The sequence below is a fragment of the Mycobacterium montefiorense genome, assembly GCF_025823255.1.
GTDB classification, from domain to species: Bacteria; Actinomycetota; Actinomycetes; order Mycobacteriales; family Mycobacteriaceae; genus Mycobacterium; species Mycobacterium montefiorense.
The window spans coordinates 647216-661685 of the sequence record NZ_JACKVL010000013.1 but is presented as its reverse complement, the minus strand read 5'-3'; the positions used below and the strand labels follow the sequence as shown (position 1 = coordinate 661685).

Genomic DNA, 14470 nt, shown 5'->3' with positions numbered 1-14470 from the left:
GGTGCTGATTGTTGTCGTCACGCGCTGGGCGTAAACGTGTAGGTCTCGCCGTGGGCGAGGTAGACGAATTTCGTCTTCGCCGACGAGGCCTCGGCGGCCTTCTTGAAGTCATCGAGGCCGGAGAGAAACACCGAGAAGTCGTTGTAGCAGATCAGCGTGGTGGCGCTTCCGATGACGTAGACGTCGCCCTCGCTGAAATCTGCTGTCCCCGTGCCTGTTAGCTCCAAGGAAGTCATCTCGCCTGCTCTCTGGGCTGGGGAATACCGCAGCTTCAGTCTGGGTGAGATGTAGCTTGCATGCCAGGACGGAATTCGGTATCGGCCTAGCCGATGGCTCAAGGGGAATGACGGCTGGGCGAAACGCCCTGTGACCTGTAGCGATGTTTGTGGTCCCGGCTGGGATCGAACCAGCGACCTTCCGCGTGTGAAGCGGACGCTCTCCCACTGAGCCACGGGACCGGCGCCGAGAGGCGAACGACGTCGAAGACTAGCACGAACCGCCGGTCGCAAGCACAGCAATATGCGCCCTCACGAGTCGCCCTATAGCCTAGAGCGACAACGTACCAAGAGATTTGTGCGCGCCCGCGTAGGTGGACTATCGTCGTCCTTCGCACCGGGCGACGATCTCGTCCGTTGCGCGCGGATGTAGCGCAGTTGGTAGCGCATCACCTTGCCAAGGTGAGGGTCGCGGGTTCGAATCCCGTCATCCGCTCGAAGGTGCACATGGCATCAATCCCAGCGGTGGAGTGGCCGAGTGGTGAGGCAACGGCCTGCAAAGCCGTGCACACGGGTTCGATTCCCGTCTCCACCTCCAAATTTTTACCCAGCGCGATTAGCTCAGCGGGAGAGCGCTTCCCTGACACGGAAGAGGTCACTGGTTCAATCCCAGTATCGCGCACCAGAGTTCGCAATGCTCAGAAGCACAATCTGAGCTGGATAACCGGCGACGTGAACTACATGTGAACTAGTCGAGCCAGGGCGCTAGCAACCCATCTGAGAGGTAGCTAGCCATGAATGTGTCGGTGCCCAGTGCCACCGTGGATCTTCCCCGACAGGAAGGTCCAGCTATGACAACTGCAACCAATTTGCGACCTGATGTCCCGCTGCCCACCGGCTTCGTTGCCCCAGATGAATGGGAGCCCGGCCGCGTCTTGGACAGCGAGGAGACGCGTGGTTGGCGCCTTATCTACAGTCGCGATCGCAAGGTCACTGACCATGGCGGCTGTGTATGGATACGGGCGCTGCAGTACAGCGACGGCAGCATCGACGATGTAGAGATCCTCGCAAGCGGCGCTGACAGCGACAACACCCTCAACAGCGACCAGGCGCGCGAGTTGGCGTCGGCGCTGCTCGAGACTGCCGCTGAGGTTGATCGGCTGGCGAAGCGATGAAGAGCATCGAGGATTTACCCGCCCAGGTGATTGCTGAAATGCTCATCTCGCACATGGAGGTGCTTGTAGAGCGAGGTGATATGGATGGCGCTGACGAGGTGTGGCGCCGAATCGACTTGCCGGGGGTCTCGAGCGTCGCGGATCTGCGGCGGTATGCAGCCAAGCTCGACGACGGGGCGGAGCGATGAGGCAGACACTGGCGATGAGGCCACGGATCCGACTGGCGCTCAGGGGCACACCTCCCGAGAGCTGGACGCTCGACGAACGCCTCGAAGTGGCCGCTTTGATTGGTGACTACTTCGAGGCGAATCCGGAGGAACCAGGTCGCCGTATCTCGTGTTTGAGTTAGATAGTCGGGCCGCCCCTACTCTCTCCTTGGGGGCGGCCCGACCCGTCATGGCAGACTCCCCGGCATGAGTGACGACGAGGACCTGAGCTGGTCGTGGTCAATTACACCGGAGGCATACGCCGACGGAAAGAATGCGTTGGAGATTTTCCGCAGCTACATCCTGGAAAACAGCAAGGGGCCGGGCACTGACCAGCTGCTGCAGGACACTCTGCACAACCCGGCGGAGCCCGTCGAGGACAATGCGCTCAATCTGGCACACGGACTTCTGATAGTCGCCACGGCGCTCTATTCGTTGTGGATCGGGCAGGGTGCAAAGCCGCAGCAGGTCTTCGGCTTTATCGAAGACCTCTTGACCCCACCCGTGGAATGACTAAGCAACGTCGTCTGGTACGCGGCTGGCTGCGGTCCCGCGGTGTGTGGTTCTGGGCGATAACAGTGACTGTCGTCTCGGTATTTGCCCTGTGGGCCGGCAGCCAGATTGCCCACGACCGAGGCCAAACAGTGGAGTGGTACGCAGGTTTCGGTCAATGGCTAGGAGGTCTCGGCAGCCTCGTCGCCGCCGGTGTGGCGCTGTCGATCGCCACTGGCGACAGAAGGGAACGGCAACGGGAGCGTGACGATGCCAATCACGCTCAGGCCCGCTTGGTCCAGATAGAGGTTGCACGAGCTAGGGGAACGTCTAATTTCCAGGTGAAGATTCGCAACTATGGTGACCGCGCAATTATCGGTGCTGGGGTCACAGACGCCTGGTGGTTTGGACAGCCTGACTATGGATGGCGCCACTCGGACATCGATCGGGATCCTGTGAAAATAGTGCAGCCGTACGTCGAGGGAGTTTCGAAACCCCGCGTCATTAGCATTCAATTCACTGATGCGTATGGCGAGCGCGTTCCCAAAAGGGTCGAAGACGACGAAGTCTATTCGCCAACTTTCGAGGAAGTGCCAGTAATGCCTGACGCTGTGGTGGTGTTTTTGGATGCCAACGGCAACTACTGGGAGACGGGTTCATCGATTCCCGCGAAGCGCATTTCTCGCTCCGAGGCGGAAGGTCGGTTGTGGAGGGCGCCGTGAGTATTGTTGCGAGCGGCCACTTCTGGGTACCGCAGGCGCCCAATGTGAAGGTGTCCGGCACGTTTACGTCAGCGCCCGGGGATCAGCCTACGGCCAAGCTCGCCGAGGGCGTTGTCGACGATCCACGAGTAACGCGCAGCAGCCATGGTGGCATCACTTACGCGCAGGGAGGCGCCAGCTCGATACAAGCCTTTCTACCCATCACTTTGCAAGGCCAACTCGACTCCGGTGAAGTTGTCACGCTAGTCAACGCGCACAACCACGGCGGACCCGGACGACCATTCGAAAATCCTTACTACAAAGCGTTTTACGCCATAGTCGGCGACCGTCTCGTGTCCGGCCCTGATCAACCATTCGGCAGCATGCGTTTCCGCTTTGGTGACCCCTACTGGTTGGGTCACCTGCAAGACGGAGAAGCCAGTGCCGTTGATAGTGGCGGGTCCACACTCAGCGTCGTTGCCGATGACGACGGAAATTGGCTGCTCTACACCCCTGCGACCCCTGCGACACTCGGACGACTCGAATCGCTGGTCGTGTTGGGTTGCCAGACGCTTGCCGAGTTGGTGCTGGCCCCTGAGTTCGAAGCCCGGGACACTCAGGTGCGTATCAACGAGGGCGATGCATGGCTCACGGTGCACGGACCCGGCGCCAACACTCCGCCGAAAGAGCTCGAAGACCGCGAGTTGTTACCCCGCGAGGAACTCACAATCGAGCGCTTCGCCAAATGGATTCCGTTCAACGACACCTTGGACGGCCTCGCTACGGTGGTGGCTCGCCCGCTCAAGGGTCTCCTACAGACCGAAGTTCTCGTCGTCACCGCCCTAGTTGAAGGGCTGCACCGACGGATGACGAAGACGTTTGAACAGTCGAAGTTTCCGGCCGCGTCGGGAAGCGCGCTGGACCGGATCAGACAAGCTGCCCGGCGCGCCGCAAAGAATAAGGCCGAGGACGAACAGGATCTCGATCCGGACGAAGTTCGCAACGCGGTGAAAGATGCGGTCGGTCACTTTGACGATGTCGACTATCTGCAGCGTGCCGACGATGTGGTGACGATGGTGTGCAATGTCTTGCCTGAGATCAACGAGTCGGTCGCGGATTTGCCTAAACGTCTCAGGGACGCGCGCAACGAGATGGCCCACCAACTTCCTCTCGATCACGAGAAGGAGCCGCTTGAGGTTCGGTATCTCCGTTGGCTGGTCGTCAGCTATGTGACGCCATGGCTGCTGAGGAGTCTGCTGTTGCTGGACATCGGTATCGAGCCAGCCCTGCTACGCGATCAACTGTCTGCGAATAGCCGCTTCTTCTATTTCCGCGCGAATGTGGCCCAATTCGTCGCGGAATTGGGCTGGGGACTGACGCCATCGAGTTAGTGAGTAGTGGTTGCCTCCTGCTGATTGCATGACCACCGAAGATGGGATGCCGGCGATGGCCGTGCTGATCGCCGCAGCTAGGCACCGCTTGTCGGTCACAATCGTTACAGTTCGGCGCATGAGTACTGATATCAGTGTGCAGACAACGACTTTCGGCGGCGATCCCGACCATCAGCCGCATTGGCTCCCCGGCCCTCGCCCCGACGATCTCCCAATCTCAGCCGGGGTTTGGGACGTCGCTAAGAACTACGGCAAGGACTCCGCTGCCGTCGTCGTGGCCCTGTACGAAGCGGTGAAGAAGCTTGAGGCCGGCCAGCTCGGCGTCCAGTTATGAGTGGCCTCGACGAGCACGTGATCCAGTGGTGGGACCGCCTCAACGACGACAAGCGATCACGGGTTAATCAGGTGGCCGCGACCTTTAGAGGCCGGCGATGTGCACCATGGTTGTTCAGCTAGTAGCTAGCTGTTCTCCGCGTCGCGCAAGCAACTGCCAACCCTGCTGCCCAAGGTGATACGCCGCCATATATGCGTTGGCGATCCGCGCCAAAGAACCACCGGCCTGGAATTCGGCAATGCCGTCCTCACCCGCTAATTTGGTTTGCACCGTTCCTGATGTGCCAAATAGGGGCCACGGAAGGCCGTGGGCAGCGCCAGATGTGCTACGCCAAGCGAGCACAGCCTGCTTTATGAGGTCGTCTCGTCCGAAAGCTAACTCAGCCGCTTCCTTGATCATCCTAGTGGTGTCCAGTTCAGCCACCTGACCGTCGGCTTCACGCTTCGATCTGAGTTGGGCGATGCGCTGGGAGATGGTGTCAGCCACGATGTCTGTACCTAGGTGCGGCATAGTCGCAAGCTCCTGCAGTCCCCGCAGGTATTGCAGATGCCTCCTATAAATCTCAGCCGTGACCGTCCGGCTGCGAGACACCCTTTCTCCAGGATCTGAGGGACCGAGCACCCATACACACTGGGCCGCGCCCACCAGCGCAGACCGGACAAGCGTGAGATGTGCGCTTGCGAACAGGGTGCGCACCTCCACGTGCCGGCGGATCGCATTTAAGTGATCCGCAGCCGCAGCAAGTCCCGACCACGCAATCTGCGACGTCGAAAACCAAGGCCAGTCCAAGTCGTCGGTGGCAAGTTCGGAGGGTGATGGTGGGATGTAGGGCTTGCTTAGCCGTGCTTGCCAATCGGCAATGGTCTCGAAAGTCCCTAGCACCACATTTGCGGATTCTCGATCCTCACCGAGTTCAGCGGCCGCCACAGCAAGCGATCATCTCACGCCGGCATATTTTGGAGTCTTGGGTGCGCTCGGTACGTCGGTTGCGGGCCCCCTTATCTGCAGGTCAAAGGTTCATTGTGGATTGGTCTATAGCGTGGCCACGGTAGTCGTGACCGTTGACTGTTATGACCGATGTCTGCGCCCAAGCAAGCAATTTCTGCCAGGCGTCGAACCATTCGCCACCCAGGCGGTGCACATCCGCGGTCGCGTCCGTCCAGTACAGGCGTTGCGTCTCGGTGAAACCCGTTGCAGCGTCAGCGATCAGGGCTTGCTCGTACAGATCGGCCACTCGCGTCTGGTTGGTGATCGCGATCATTTCGGTCGGGTTGAAAAACCCGAAGAGCATGAAAACGCCGTCCGGGTCCGCCGGGGGGAAGAAAACACCGAATTCGCCGAATCCCTTAATTGATAGGACCCCGCGATAAGCATCGCCGGTGATGCGCCGGCGCGACCTTCCGTACCTCAGAAACGGGCAGGCGGCGACCGAGTACAAGGCACACGAGAGGTGTATCGGCCCGGAGCCTTCGGTGTGCAGGTCGCCGTATCGGTCGCACACATCTTCCTCTGTAACAACCTGGTAGCCGGCGCCGATGACGGGATATCCGCAAAGCCAGCAGCGCCGCCGGAGAGCCAAGATTCGGAGCTTCCTGATGTCGAGGCTCAGGATCGGTTTGCCTGAAATCCATTGGCACGCGGCGAAAGCCGGTTGCGTCTCGAATACCTTGGCACGCGGATGGTGCGGCCGGGGCATGTCGGCCATTCAGGGTGGCGGGGTCGGAAACTGCATGTGCGCCAGGGCTTCTCAAGCAGCCGTCACCCAGAGGACGGCATTAAGCGGTTGTCCTCAGTGAGAACCAGGACATCACTCGGCTGGCCGACACGTCGCTCTGGATGGTCGACCGGCAATTCATACCGACGCAACTGATACGCCTCGCCACCGATCAGCTGATTCACCGGCTTCGACAGCTCAGCCCAAAAGTCCGGATCGTAAACGCCGTAGCGATCACGCAGCGACAGGGCGTCCTCGAGCAGAACCTCCCGCAGCCCGACCTCGCCGAGGCCGCGCGCCCTAAGACGAGACACCATGCCACCGAGTGAACGCAGCCTTCTGATGGTGACGGGACTTGCGAGGCATGTCATCCGGATCAGGCACCACACTCGCAACCAGCTTCGCCAACTGCCCCTCAAGTTGACGAACCTCCGCCGCCAACTCCACAGCCCGCCGCGACGGCACAACTTTCGCCGCCTCCGCATCGAACAGCCGTCGCAGCACCGCCAGTCGATTCGCCGATTCCTCAATCAAGTCGAGCGCAACCAACTCCTGCTCCGACCACTCGGCATCGTCCCGCAAAGCCGCGTTAAGAACGTTTATGAGCCGCTTTCCGGGCGTTATGGGCGTTTTCAAAGCACCCCCAACCGAGCCTGACCTGCGGTGACCGTTCCATAACCGCGAGTTTGGAGCGATGCATGCACTGACTGGCAGACGCTATGACGTTTCGGTGTCCGTACGAGGGGAGTCGGAGTGGGCGCCACCCAGCGAGGGTCAGGGTTTCTCCCAGAACAAGTAAATGACGTTTGAACTTCTATCGCAGGTTGAGACGAGTCGCCATCCGCTGTTGGCCATTGCTGACATGTGTTGGTTAGCCGTGTCAACGAACTCTTCGGGAACGGCGAGGGCTGGCGCTGGTTGAACAAAGGTGCATTGGTATCGCACGTCTGCTCCTTAAGGTTGATGACCTGGTGTGCAGTGTGCATCGTCAGTCTCCTGGGTGTGGACATGTTGGCAGTTTCTTGCGTGCTGCTCGTTGTGCGTTGGATGCGGCGAGGGCGGCTGCTGATTCCTGTTGTGTCTTGCGTTCGTGGCAGTTTGGGCAGACGGCTTGTAGGTCGTCGGGGTCGGTGGCTTGCGCCCGTGTCTGTCCGCGCGAGGCGATGCTGACGATGTGGTCGGTGATCGTCGCATGAACGGTGCAGCCGGGCAGTCGGAGTTGACACACATGGGCGTCGCGTTCGAGTGCGGTGGCTCGTGCTTTGCGGCTGGCGCGTGTGGATCCTTGACCCCAGGTACTCACTGCTGCTGGCCGCCCCTTTTGCGGATCTGGCCGCGTAGCTTCTTCTTGATGCGGGTTTGTCGGCTGCTCATCGCTTGTAGCCCCATGACTCGGGGTAGGCGTTGGGGTCGGCTTGCGGTGTGCCGTAGTCCGCGAGGCCGGATTTGAGGCTGCTGATTGGGCGGTCGGCGGCGGGTTCGTCGTCGCGCTGGTATCCCCATTCCTCGGGGTACGAATCGTCTGCTTTCACAACGCCTGACATGGTTCTATCCCTTCGCCGCAGCGAGCTTGTACGGGTTTCGGATCGGCTCAGCGACGAATCCTGTACCGGGTTCGAGGCGTCCGCGGCCCTGATTGAGATTCAGTGCTTCCCATGCCGATTCAGCCCAGGCGCGGATCTTCTCCCTAGTTTCGGCGACGCTGTTCAGTTTGAGAACCGATGCGCCTTTGAACCAAGGCGAATTGCGGTGGCTTCCGTAGCCGGAGAACAGTTCACATCCATGTACGAGACTCCATTGCGGGTCGACGCACATCACTCCGTTGTTGTTGACGAAGCCTGCATGCGCGCCTGTGTTACCGGGCACCTCTGATAGCGGGAAGCTGGTCGAGTGTGGGCCGAAATGGGAGACAGCTGAACTGATTTTGGTAAGAGTCGCGACGTGTTCGTCGATTGATTGCCACGACTGGATCTGCTCGGATGTGGCTGAAGCGAGGAACGTTTCCGGGTCGGCGCCGGGTGTGACTAGCTCGGCGCATGCGGTGAGTTTTTGTGCGGCCTCGTCGAACTGCGGTCGCAGGCTGTCGATCACGGCGTCAGCACATCCACCCTCGTCGAGAGCTTCAACGAACTGTTGCATCACGGCCGGCTCGACACGTTGCTGTAGACCGCGGCGGAATTCCTGCACGTGGACCGCGGCCGCGGCGGCGCTGATCTGCTCGTCGAGTTCCTGCCCACGAACCTGGCCCGTCGCAACAACTCTGACCAAGGCGGCCATCGGGTCGCTAACCCCCGAGGCTTGCGCCAAATCGTCGTAGGCGTCAACCAGGTCAGTCAACGTCTTTGGCGGCTTGACACCGCATTCGGCGATGTCTTTGAGCAGAGTCCGCGCATGCCTCACACCGAGATGTGAATAACTGATCGCCATCAAGCACTCCTCTTTCTTTGACGTTTTAGCGTCAAGACGTCGCTGCGGATCAGCAGCCCTGATATGCCTTCGCGCTGAAGGCGTCCGGAGCGGGCTAACCGCCGAACATGCTGCGGCGTATAACCCAACGCCTCCGCTGCGTCGGCGACCGTGATCAGATCTGCAACGTCCTGACATCTTGAGTGTGCTTCAACGACAACATAAGTCGGAAATCCATGTTCGTCCGCGAACATTCGGTCGTCGTGGGCTCGAGCCAGTACGTCGCGGTAGCCGCACAACCGTGTCATCTGCTCCGCCTTGATGCCTTGGCCTTTCATCCACCTCAAGCCTGCCTCGAAGACCGCGTAGACCTCCGATACCCCAATCCCTTGCAGCAATACCGCCGCACCGTGCTGCGACACCGGCGGCGGGCTACCCGAGAGCATCGCCGCTGTCGGGGTCGAGCGCGTTGGCACCGAGGTCAAAGCCATCGACCGGCTTCACACCCATCTCTCCCAGTCCCTTGTTCAACTCACGGATCTCACTGACCCGACCATTCCAAGCTTTCGCCCGGGCTTCGGAGAGACGGACGCGTTCGTCGTAGTTCGACGCGGAGTGTTCGATCTCGTCAAGCAACTGAGGTACAACGAGACTCGCGATCGTGGACAGCGCTGCCGCCATGACGACCATCGTGATTCCCGTGTCGCCGCTGGCCGCGGAGAAAAGACGAGAGATGACAGCGTCGATTTGGTCGAAGTCATCGCCGCAGTCGAGGAGATCGAAAGCCAGACGGGCGCCCCACAATTCTCTGGCGGTGATGTTCGGCAGTGCGAGCGTCGCAGCGCCGTCGGTGGAGCTCATCGTTTGTATTTGGCCTTCGAATGGCTCCTCGATGAGCGCCCACCCCCGGGCTTCATCAGCCCGACTCCGAGCCTCGGCCAGCCGCTCCGGCTGTTCATCCCGAGCCTGTTGGATTTCGTCGACGCGGCGGCGCAGGATGTCCTTGGCCGCTTGGGTCGCAGCCTCGAACTCGTCAAGTGTCATGTCGGCAGCGGGATTGGTGGTCATGAGTTTGCGTTCCTTCCAAATGCGTTGAGAGTGGGGCAGGTGTCGTCGTGGCGCACTTCCAGGTGCCAGATACCGAACTCGTCGGTTACCGGCTCGGCTGTTTCACTGAGACAGTCAGGGCATCGGTAGGCGTCAGCAAATGCGCGGATGTTGGCGGGCGTCTGCTTGCGGGCGGCTCGACGTTGCTTGCGGTTCATGATTTCGCCCGGCCGCCGGACGGGGCGGACACCTTGTCTGCGATCCCGGACATGTAGCACTCCATGCATTGCCCGGACTTGATCGATTCCTCTTGCCGCAGTGGTGCTCCGCACCCACAGAGCGGATCGGTGCTCGATGCACGTGTCCGAAATCGGACACCTGAAATTGCCGTTTCCTCTGCAGTTGGGCCCGTCTCCCGCACTTGGCCCAACTGCGGATTCAGCCCAGGTGGGCCATCACATTTCTGCAGCTCGCCGCCAGTTGGGCCAGTTGGGCCAACATTTCGGGAGACGGGGGTGTCCTGACTGGCGTTGGCCTGACTGGGGATCTCCCACCAAGTGACCCGAGGAAAGCCGCGGGAATCGACGACGACGGGTAACGATTTGGCTGCCCGCTTGAGGGTGCGTTCAGCGATTCCAGCCTTCGCTGCGGCGGCTTTGACAGTCTTCGACGGGGCGGCTCCCTGCTCGGTGAGATAGTCCGCTAGCCATTGCTCGGCCTCAGTCGCTGCCCCATGTTCGTCGTCTCCGTCTAGTGCCGACAGCAAAGTCCGTGCCGTGTGTTCGGTGCTTCCTTCCCACTGCACCCGAGCTACACCGAATCCGCCATCGCCAATCAAACGATATGCAAGCGATTCCGGCGGCGGACCCAAGTTTGACTTGACTGCCGCCAGGATTCGACGGTCGGGGTCATCGGGGTCCGGGGCCACGAGCATGCCCGCCCGTGCAGCACCGACGATGCCGATAGATCCGCCGCCCCGATAAATCGGATCTCCGCCTTTTGCCTTATTGAGGTGCCGCAGAAGCAGAATCGTGCAGCGGGTTCGTTCGGCCAGCGATGACAGCCGCGACAACACGCGTCGGACATCCTGATCTCGGTGAGCGTCGGTGCCGGTCGGCAGATACGCCATCACGACATCAATCACCAAGAGCCGGGCCCCGGTACGTGTGATCGCCTCCTCCAGCGCTTCTATGTCGGCGAGGTTCGGCGGCCGCAGTATGCGTTCGCCATGCTCCTCGCTGATCAGAACGCCCTCAATCGCATGCACGTGAGCCACGTCGGCCCCTGCAGCGTCGAGACGAGGCCTGACCGTGTCGGCTAGGCCGTCCTCCGCTGACATCAGCAAGACAGCTCCGGGGTACTCGCATGTGCTGCCATCGGGCCAGCGGCCGCCGCGCGTGATGTTCGCCGCGATAGCTAGGGCCAGGGTGGACTTTCCAAGACCAGGATCCCCATCAAGGGTGACCAGCTTTCCAACCGGAAGGCGACCGTACCAATGCCACGAGACCTCTTCTGGTTCAACGTCTGCCAGCCTCGTCAACTGCACCCCTGTGGGTAGCGGTTCGTTCATCGGGGCACCCGCTTAAGCCAGGGCTTCTCCGCATAGAAGGAGTTGCGGTCCTGGATTCGACGAGCGACAACCGACCAATCTTCCGACTGGGCAACCATTTTCGCAGCATCACCAAAATGCTCTTGGCACGTCTCAACACGGAGCGCCCAGTGCTCGCCAGCATCGAACAGGGCAGCCCATTTCCGCGGGTCCCCCTCGGCGAGGGCACACCAAGCCGGAGTGCCGGCCATAGGCCACGAGGAGACATCGGCTCGGCTGAGCGCAGCTTCAACGAATTCATGGACCGTCCACCAGGTCACCTGGCGAGAATCAAGTGTGAGAGTCATTTCCTGGCCGCCCTTTTCGCACAGACAGGACCGAGATGCTGACGGACACTGGACGGTGCACTGATCCAGCTCCCACACGCAGAACACTTGGTGGCCAGTCGAAATCCGCGCTCAGCAGCCGCGATGATCACGTCGATATCGGCGCGATCCTCCGCAGTCATCGGTTCGTGTCGCTGTAGACCGAGGAGACGAGTAAGCTTGGCCTCATTGGTGGTGTTTGGAGAAGGCCGGTTTTCCTTGGCGGGGGCCGGCCTTTTCGCTTCTGTCATGCCGCACCCCCGAAGGGCTTCATCGCCGCGTCGAGCTCATTGAGGTCGATGCGGACCAGGCGGCCGCCACTGCGATATCCAGTGAGGCGGCCGTCGGCAATCATCTGCCGAATGGTGCGGTCAGTTACTTGCAGGTAGTCCGCTGCTTCGGCGATCTTGGCGTATCGCCGACGAGGGGTGATTGTGTCTGCCATCTCGGGCCTTTCGGGTGTCACTGAAGTGACGCCCACCCGAGTCTCGGAGACGTGGCGCTACATGAGCGCAGTGGAAAGTCTAGCGGTCTTGGCGTGAGACACGGTCATTCAACACGCCAAGTTGAATTAAATGACGCTCGGGCTCTTTTGGGTCGGGCAACTTGACCAGTGGGCATTGGTCTAATCCTGCGGCTAACTCATCGGCAACCCTGCGGATCGTGTCACGGTGCATCCGGACCTCAACTTCACATTCCAGGCATCGCAACGTCCACTCGACGTGGCCATCACCCCAGAAGATTTCGCTGACGTTAGCGGTCTTCCGCTTAGCGTTAGCGTCGTCCTTCGGAATGGCCAGTGTTGAGGGCAGGCCCGACGCAAGTTTCTGGCTCGACGGACCTGTGATGGTTATCAGTCCGCGAAGTATTGATTGAGGGTGCTCTGAAGGGCGGTGATCATCTATGTAGGCAATGGGCTCAAGCGATCCCGTGCAGCTGCACATGACGACATACCTGATCTTTTCGTCCATCATGGCCCACTATCGATTGCGAGCTTTGAGAGCAGTTTCGCGATCTGTCTGTCGCGACCTTGTGCTGCGTGCTGGTATCTCATCGCGGCTTGCGGTGTTGAATGTCCAAGGCGTGCCATCAATTCCGCGAGCGTGGCGCCGGTCGCGGCGGCCAATACAGCGCCGCTGCGCCGGAGATCGTGCCAACGCAGGTCGTCTCGCTTAGCCACCGAGCGGGCTTTGTAGAACTGGCGATAGAGGCTGGCCGGTGCCAGGTGGCCTCCCTGTACAGCGGGAAAAAGGAGAGCCTCTTTGTCAGCTTCTACGAGCTGTTCTAGGTGGTCTTTGATCACCGGGAGAAGATGCGGTGGGATTTCGACGTCACGACGGCCGGCATCCGACTTCGGCGTAGTGGGCTCGAAGCCGCTCTTGGTACGGACGACGGCTCGCTCGACACGGACAATGCCGTACGACTCGGGCGGCTCCTCCGAATTGGCTGCGGCCGTAGCCAATTGCTCCTCGGCCGGTTCGACGATGATGATGTCCCGGCGCCGGAGTTCGGTCAGCTCCCCAAACCGCAGTGCACACCACGCGGCGAGCAACACCATCGCCCGGTATCGCTCGGGCATCTCCTCTGCGATGACAGCGATTTCGTCAAGTGACGCCGGACGGATTTTGTGGACCCGCCTGGCGCTACCGGCGCCGCGGATCACGCAAGGGTTGACCCGAATCTTTCCGTCACTGAGCGCCGTGCCCATGATCGTCCGCAGCAGACCGTAGCAGTGGGCACGCAGCGTCGGTGTCTTGTTACTCATCTTGGCGTGCCAGGTTCGCACATCGTCGGCTGTGATCGACCCGATCGGCCACGAGCCGAACTTGGGCACGATGTGATCCTCGAGAAGCTTCTCGTAGTGCTCGCGGGTGCGGTCTTTGAGGTCCCGCTGGGTCATCCACGTCTTCGAGTAGTCCTCGAATGTCAGCTTTGGCGCTGGCTGCGCGTCCGCCTCGGGCGGCACCCAAGCTTTGCGGATGATCTCCGACTGCTGCAGCGAGAGCCAGCCGCGGGCGTCCTTCTCAGTCAGGAATGTCTTCGGGGCTGTGTAGCGTCGCCCGTCCGGTCCGTGGTACATCGCGCGGTACCGGCCGCTCGGCAGCTTATGGGCGGTGCCGAACGCGCCGCGCTTCTGTGGCTTGCGGCCTTTTCCTCGAACCATGCCCTCTACCTGCTGCGATACTTTGCCGTGCACTGGCGTGAACTGCGTGAACTCCTCGTGAGCTAACAAGACTGTATCAACTTTCCGTGACATTCCGCGGAATTCCGCTACACTGACCAGTGTCAGAGCAGGTAAATCCACTATTTGCGCTGGTCACAATACCCACGCTAGCAAACTGAGTGAACTGGTTCAATCCCAGTATCGCGCACCACGTAATAGCAGGTCAGAGTGCCACCGCGGCCACCGTTGACGCTGGTCGGGGTTTCAATCATTGGCGCCAACCGGGCACCCCGCAGCGCCCCGTCTGTGCCGCCGTGAAGCGAGCGTCACGTGGTAGATGCCGTAGATCGTGATTGCGCGGAGCGTCCCTCAAGCGTGCCTAGTCGTTCACTCGTTGCAGTGGCTACTGGCAGAACCACGCTCGGTGTTCGTCAGGTATCTCAGAACGTGAGTCTTGCCGGTGCCTCTCCGCCCGTAAACGCTCTGGTGTTGGCGTGAGCGAAGCATCGCCTCTAAAGGTGGAATATTGACGAAGGTCTTGGAGAGTGTCTCGTCGTCAGCATCCTCGAACCGCCTGTATGCGCGCATCAGGACAAGATTCGACGCTGGAAGCGTATGCGCCTGGTCGATTGATCACCCCAGCTTTGTGAAAGATTCTCGTGGGTCGCGTCTAGCTGCGAAGGCGGAACTCCGTCGGTCAATCGATGCAAC

Annotated in this window: 20 protein-coding genes and 4 tRNA genes; 9 read left to right on the top strand and 15 right to left on the bottom strand. The window is 60.6% G+C overall.

What is annotated here, in order from left to right; genetic code table 11:
* Nucleotides 1–17: 17 nt before the first annotated feature.
* Together H7K34_RS16545 and H7K34_RS16540 are read right to left on the bottom strand one after the other, a co-directional pair.
* Nucleotides 18–236, bottom strand: a complete 219-nt coding sequence (locus tag H7K34_RS16545; RefSeq protein WP_264063091.1) for a hypothetical protein — start codon at nt 234–236, stop codon at nt 18–20.
* A gap of 150 nt (nt 237–386) precedes the next feature.
* Nucleotides 387–458: transfer RNA gene (locus H7K34_RS16540), tRNA-Val, on the bottom strand.
* Nucleotides 459–638: 180 nt separating this feature from the next.
* Here H7K34_RS16540 and H7K34_RS16535 point away from each other — a divergent pair.
* From H7K34_RS16535 to H7K34_RS16495, 9 genes are all read left to right on the top strand, one after another.
* Nucleotides 639–711, top strand: a tRNA-Gly gene (locus H7K34_RS16535).
* Nucleotides 712–739: 28 nt separating this feature from the next.
* Nucleotides 740–813: transfer RNA gene (locus H7K34_RS16530), tRNA-Cys, on the top strand.
* Between the two features lie 12 nt (nt 814–825).
* Nucleotides 826–900, top strand: a tRNA-Val gene (locus H7K34_RS16525).
* 166 nt (nt 901–1066) lie between these two features.
* The gene (locus H7K34_RS16520) at nt 1067–1390 is read left to right on the top strand and encodes a hypothetical protein (RefSeq protein WP_264063089.1); all 324 of its coding nucleotides are present in this window, start codon (nt 1067–1069) and stop codon (nt 1388–1390) included.
* Nucleotides 1387–1578 (top strand): hypothetical protein, encoded by a 192-nt coding sequence (locus tag H7K34_RS16515; protein ID WP_264063088.1) that lies wholly within the window; start codon nt 1387–1389, stop codon nt 1576–1578. The genes H7K34_RS16520 and H7K34_RS16515 overlap by 4 nt, the downstream gene beginning before the upstream one ends.
* Before the next feature lie 225 nt (nt 1579–1803).
* Nucleotides 1804–2109 (top strand): hypothetical protein, encoded by a 306-nt coding sequence (locus tag H7K34_RS16510; RefSeq protein ID WP_264063086.1) that lies wholly within the window; start codon nt 1804–1806, stop codon nt 2107–2109.
* 65 nt (nt 2110–2174) lie between these two features.
* A complete protein-coding gene (locus H7K34_RS16505) occupies nt 2175–2810 on the top strand; it encodes a hypothetical protein (RefSeq protein WP_264063084.1) in 636 nt (211 codons plus the stop codon).
* Nucleotides 2795–4180 (top strand): ApeA N-terminal domain 1-containing protein, encoded by a 1386-nt coding sequence (locus H7K34_RS16500; protein ID WP_264063082.1) that lies wholly within the window; start codon nt 2795–2797, stop codon nt 4178–4180. Before H7K34_RS16505 ends, H7K34_RS16500 begins: the two co-directional genes overlap by 16 nt.
* A gap of 118 nt (nt 4181–4298) precedes the next feature.
* Entirely contained in the window at nt 4299–4514 is a 216-nt protein-coding gene (locus tag H7K34_RS16495; protein WP_264063080.1) for a hypothetical protein, read from the top strand.
* 114 nt (nt 4515–4628) lie between these two features.
* On the opposite strand, the gene H7K34_RS16490 is transcribed toward H7K34_RS16495, so the two are convergent.
* From H7K34_RS16490 to H7K34_RS27060, 13 genes are all read right to left on the bottom strand, one after another.
* Nucleotides 4629–5000 carry a hypothetical protein gene (locus H7K34_RS16490; RefSeq protein WP_264063079.1) on the bottom strand — a complete coding sequence of 124 codons (372 nt, stop codon included), beginning with the start codon at nt 4998–5000 and terminating at the stop codon, nt 4629–4631.
* 523 nt (nt 5001–5523) lie between these two features.
* Nucleotides 5524–6210, bottom strand: a complete 687-nt coding sequence (locus H7K34_RS16485) for a hypothetical protein (protein ID WP_264063078.1) — start codon at nt 6208–6210, stop codon at nt 5524–5526.
* Nucleotides 6211–6272: 62 nt separating this feature from the next.
* Nucleotides 6273–6545, bottom strand: coding sequence for a hypothetical protein (locus tag H7K34_RS16480; protein ID WP_264063077.1), 273 nt, complete (start codon nt 6543–6545; stop codon nt 6273–6275).
* Nucleotides 6546–7216: 671 nt separating this feature from the next.
* Nucleotides 7217–7456, bottom strand: a complete 240-nt coding sequence (locus H7K34_RS26960) for an HNH endonuclease (RefSeq protein WP_372510800.1) — start codon at nt 7454–7456, stop codon at nt 7217–7219.
* Nucleotides 7457–7598: 142 nt separating this feature from the next.
* On the bottom strand, nt 7599–7772 hold the full coding sequence (locus H7K34_RS16475) for a hypothetical protein (protein WP_264063076.1): 174 nt from the start codon (nt 7770–7772) through the stop codon (nt 7599–7601).
* 4 nt (nt 7773–7776) lie between these two features.
* Entirely contained in the window at nt 7777–8655 is an 879-nt protein-coding gene (locus H7K34_RS16470) for a hypothetical protein (RefSeq protein ID WP_264063075.1), read from the bottom strand.
* Complete coding sequence (locus H7K34_RS26785) at nt 8655–9056, bottom strand: type IV toxin-antitoxin system AbiEi family antitoxin domain-containing protein (RefSeq protein WP_264063074.1); 402 nt, start codon at nt 9054–9056, stop codon at nt 8655–8657. Before H7K34_RS26785 ends, H7K34_RS16470 begins: the two co-directional genes overlap by 1 nt.
* Before the next feature lie 10 nt (nt 9057–9066).
* Nucleotides 9067–9702, bottom strand: a complete 636-nt coding sequence (locus tag H7K34_RS16460; protein WP_264063073.1) for a hypothetical protein — start codon at nt 9700–9702, stop codon at nt 9067–9069.
* 193 nt (nt 9703–9895) lie between these two features.
* Entirely contained in the window at nt 9896–11251 is a 1356-nt protein-coding gene (locus H7K34_RS16455; protein WP_264063072.1) for an AAA family ATPase, read from the bottom strand.
* A complete protein-coding gene (locus tag H7K34_RS16450; RefSeq protein WP_264063071.1) occupies nt 11248–11577 on the bottom strand; it encodes a DUF2742 domain-containing protein in 330 nt (109 codons plus the stop codon). Before H7K34_RS16450 ends, H7K34_RS16455 begins: the two co-directional genes overlap by 4 nt.
* A 265-nt stretch (nt 11578–11842) precedes the next feature.
* Nucleotides 11843–12040 (bottom strand): excisionase family DNA-binding protein, encoded by a 198-nt coding sequence (locus tag H7K34_RS16445; protein WP_264063070.1) that lies wholly within the window; start codon nt 12038–12040, stop codon nt 11843–11845.
* 525 nt (nt 12041–12565) lie between these two features.
* On the bottom strand, nt 12566–13759 hold the full coding sequence (locus H7K34_RS16440; protein ID WP_264063581.1) for a tyrosine-type recombinase/integrase: 1194 nt from the start codon (nt 13757–13759) through the stop codon (nt 12566–12568).
* A gap of 387 nt (nt 13760–14146) precedes the next feature.
* Nucleotides 14147–14347, bottom strand: coding sequence for an ORC-CDC6 family AAA ATPase (locus H7K34_RS27060; RefSeq protein ID WP_457852189.1), 201 nt, complete (start codon nt 14345–14347; stop codon nt 14147–14149).
* Between the last annotated feature and the right edge of the window lie 123 nt (nt 14348–14470).

Bases quoted from the DNA above. Each gene is read 5' to 3' on its own strand.
- H7K34_RS16545 (WP_264063091.1), bottom strand. From the start codon at position 236: ATGACTTCCTTGGAGCTAACAGGCACGGGGACAGCAGATTTCAGCGAG.
- H7K34_RS16520 (WP_264063089.1), top strand. From the start codon at position 1,067: ATGACAACTGCAACCAATTTGCGACCTGATGTCCCGCTGCCCACCGGC.
- H7K34_RS16515 (WP_264063088.1), top strand. From the start codon at position 1,387: ATGAAGAGCATCGAGGATTTACCCGCCCAGGTGATTGCTGAAATGCTC.
- H7K34_RS16510 (WP_264063086.1), top strand. From the start codon at position 1,804: ATGAGTGACGACGAGGACCTGAGCTGGTCGTGGTCAATTACACCGGAG.
- H7K34_RS16495 (WP_264063080.1), top strand. From the start codon at position 4,299: ATGAGTACTGATATCAGTGTGCAGACAACGACTTTCGGCGGCGATCCC.
- H7K34_RS16485 (WP_264063078.1), bottom strand. From the start codon at position 6,210: ATGCCCCGGCCGCACCATCCGCGTGCCAAGGTATTCGAGACGCAACCG.
- H7K34_RS16480 (WP_264063077.1), bottom strand. From the start codon at position 6,545: ATGGTGTCTCGTCTTAGGGCGCGCGGCCTCGGCGAGGTCGGGCTGCGG.
- H7K34_RS16475 (WP_264063076.1), bottom strand. From the start codon at position 7,772: ATGTCAGGCGTTGTGAAAGCAGACGATTCGTACCCCGAGGAATGGGGA.
- H7K34_RS16470 (WP_264063075.1), bottom strand. From the start codon at position 8,655: ATGGCGATCAGTTATTCACATCTCGGTGTGAGGCATGCGCGGACTCTG.
- H7K34_RS16460 (WP_264063073.1), bottom strand. From the start codon at position 9,702: ATGACCACCAATCCCGCTGCCGACATGACACTTGACGAGTTCGAGGCT.
- H7K34_RS16455 (WP_264063072.1), bottom strand. From the start codon at position 11,251: ATGAACGAACCGCTACCCACAGGGGTGCAGTTGACGAGGCTGGCAGAC.
- H7K34_RS16450 (WP_264063071.1), bottom strand. From the start codon at position 11,577: ATGACTCTCACACTTGATTCTCGCCAGGTGACCTGGTGGACGGTCCAT.
- H7K34_RS16445 (WP_264063070.1), bottom strand. From the start codon at position 12,040: ATGGCAGACACAATCACCCCTCGTCGGCGATACGCCAAGATCGCCGAA.
- H7K34_RS16440 (WP_264063581.1), bottom strand. From the start codon at position 13,759: ATGGTTCGAGGAAAAGGCCGCAAGCCACAGAAGCGCGGCGCGTTCGGC.
- H7K34_RS27060 (WP_457852189.1), bottom strand. From the start codon at position 14,347: ATGCGCGCATACAGGCGGTTCGAGGATGCTGACGACGAGACACTCTCC.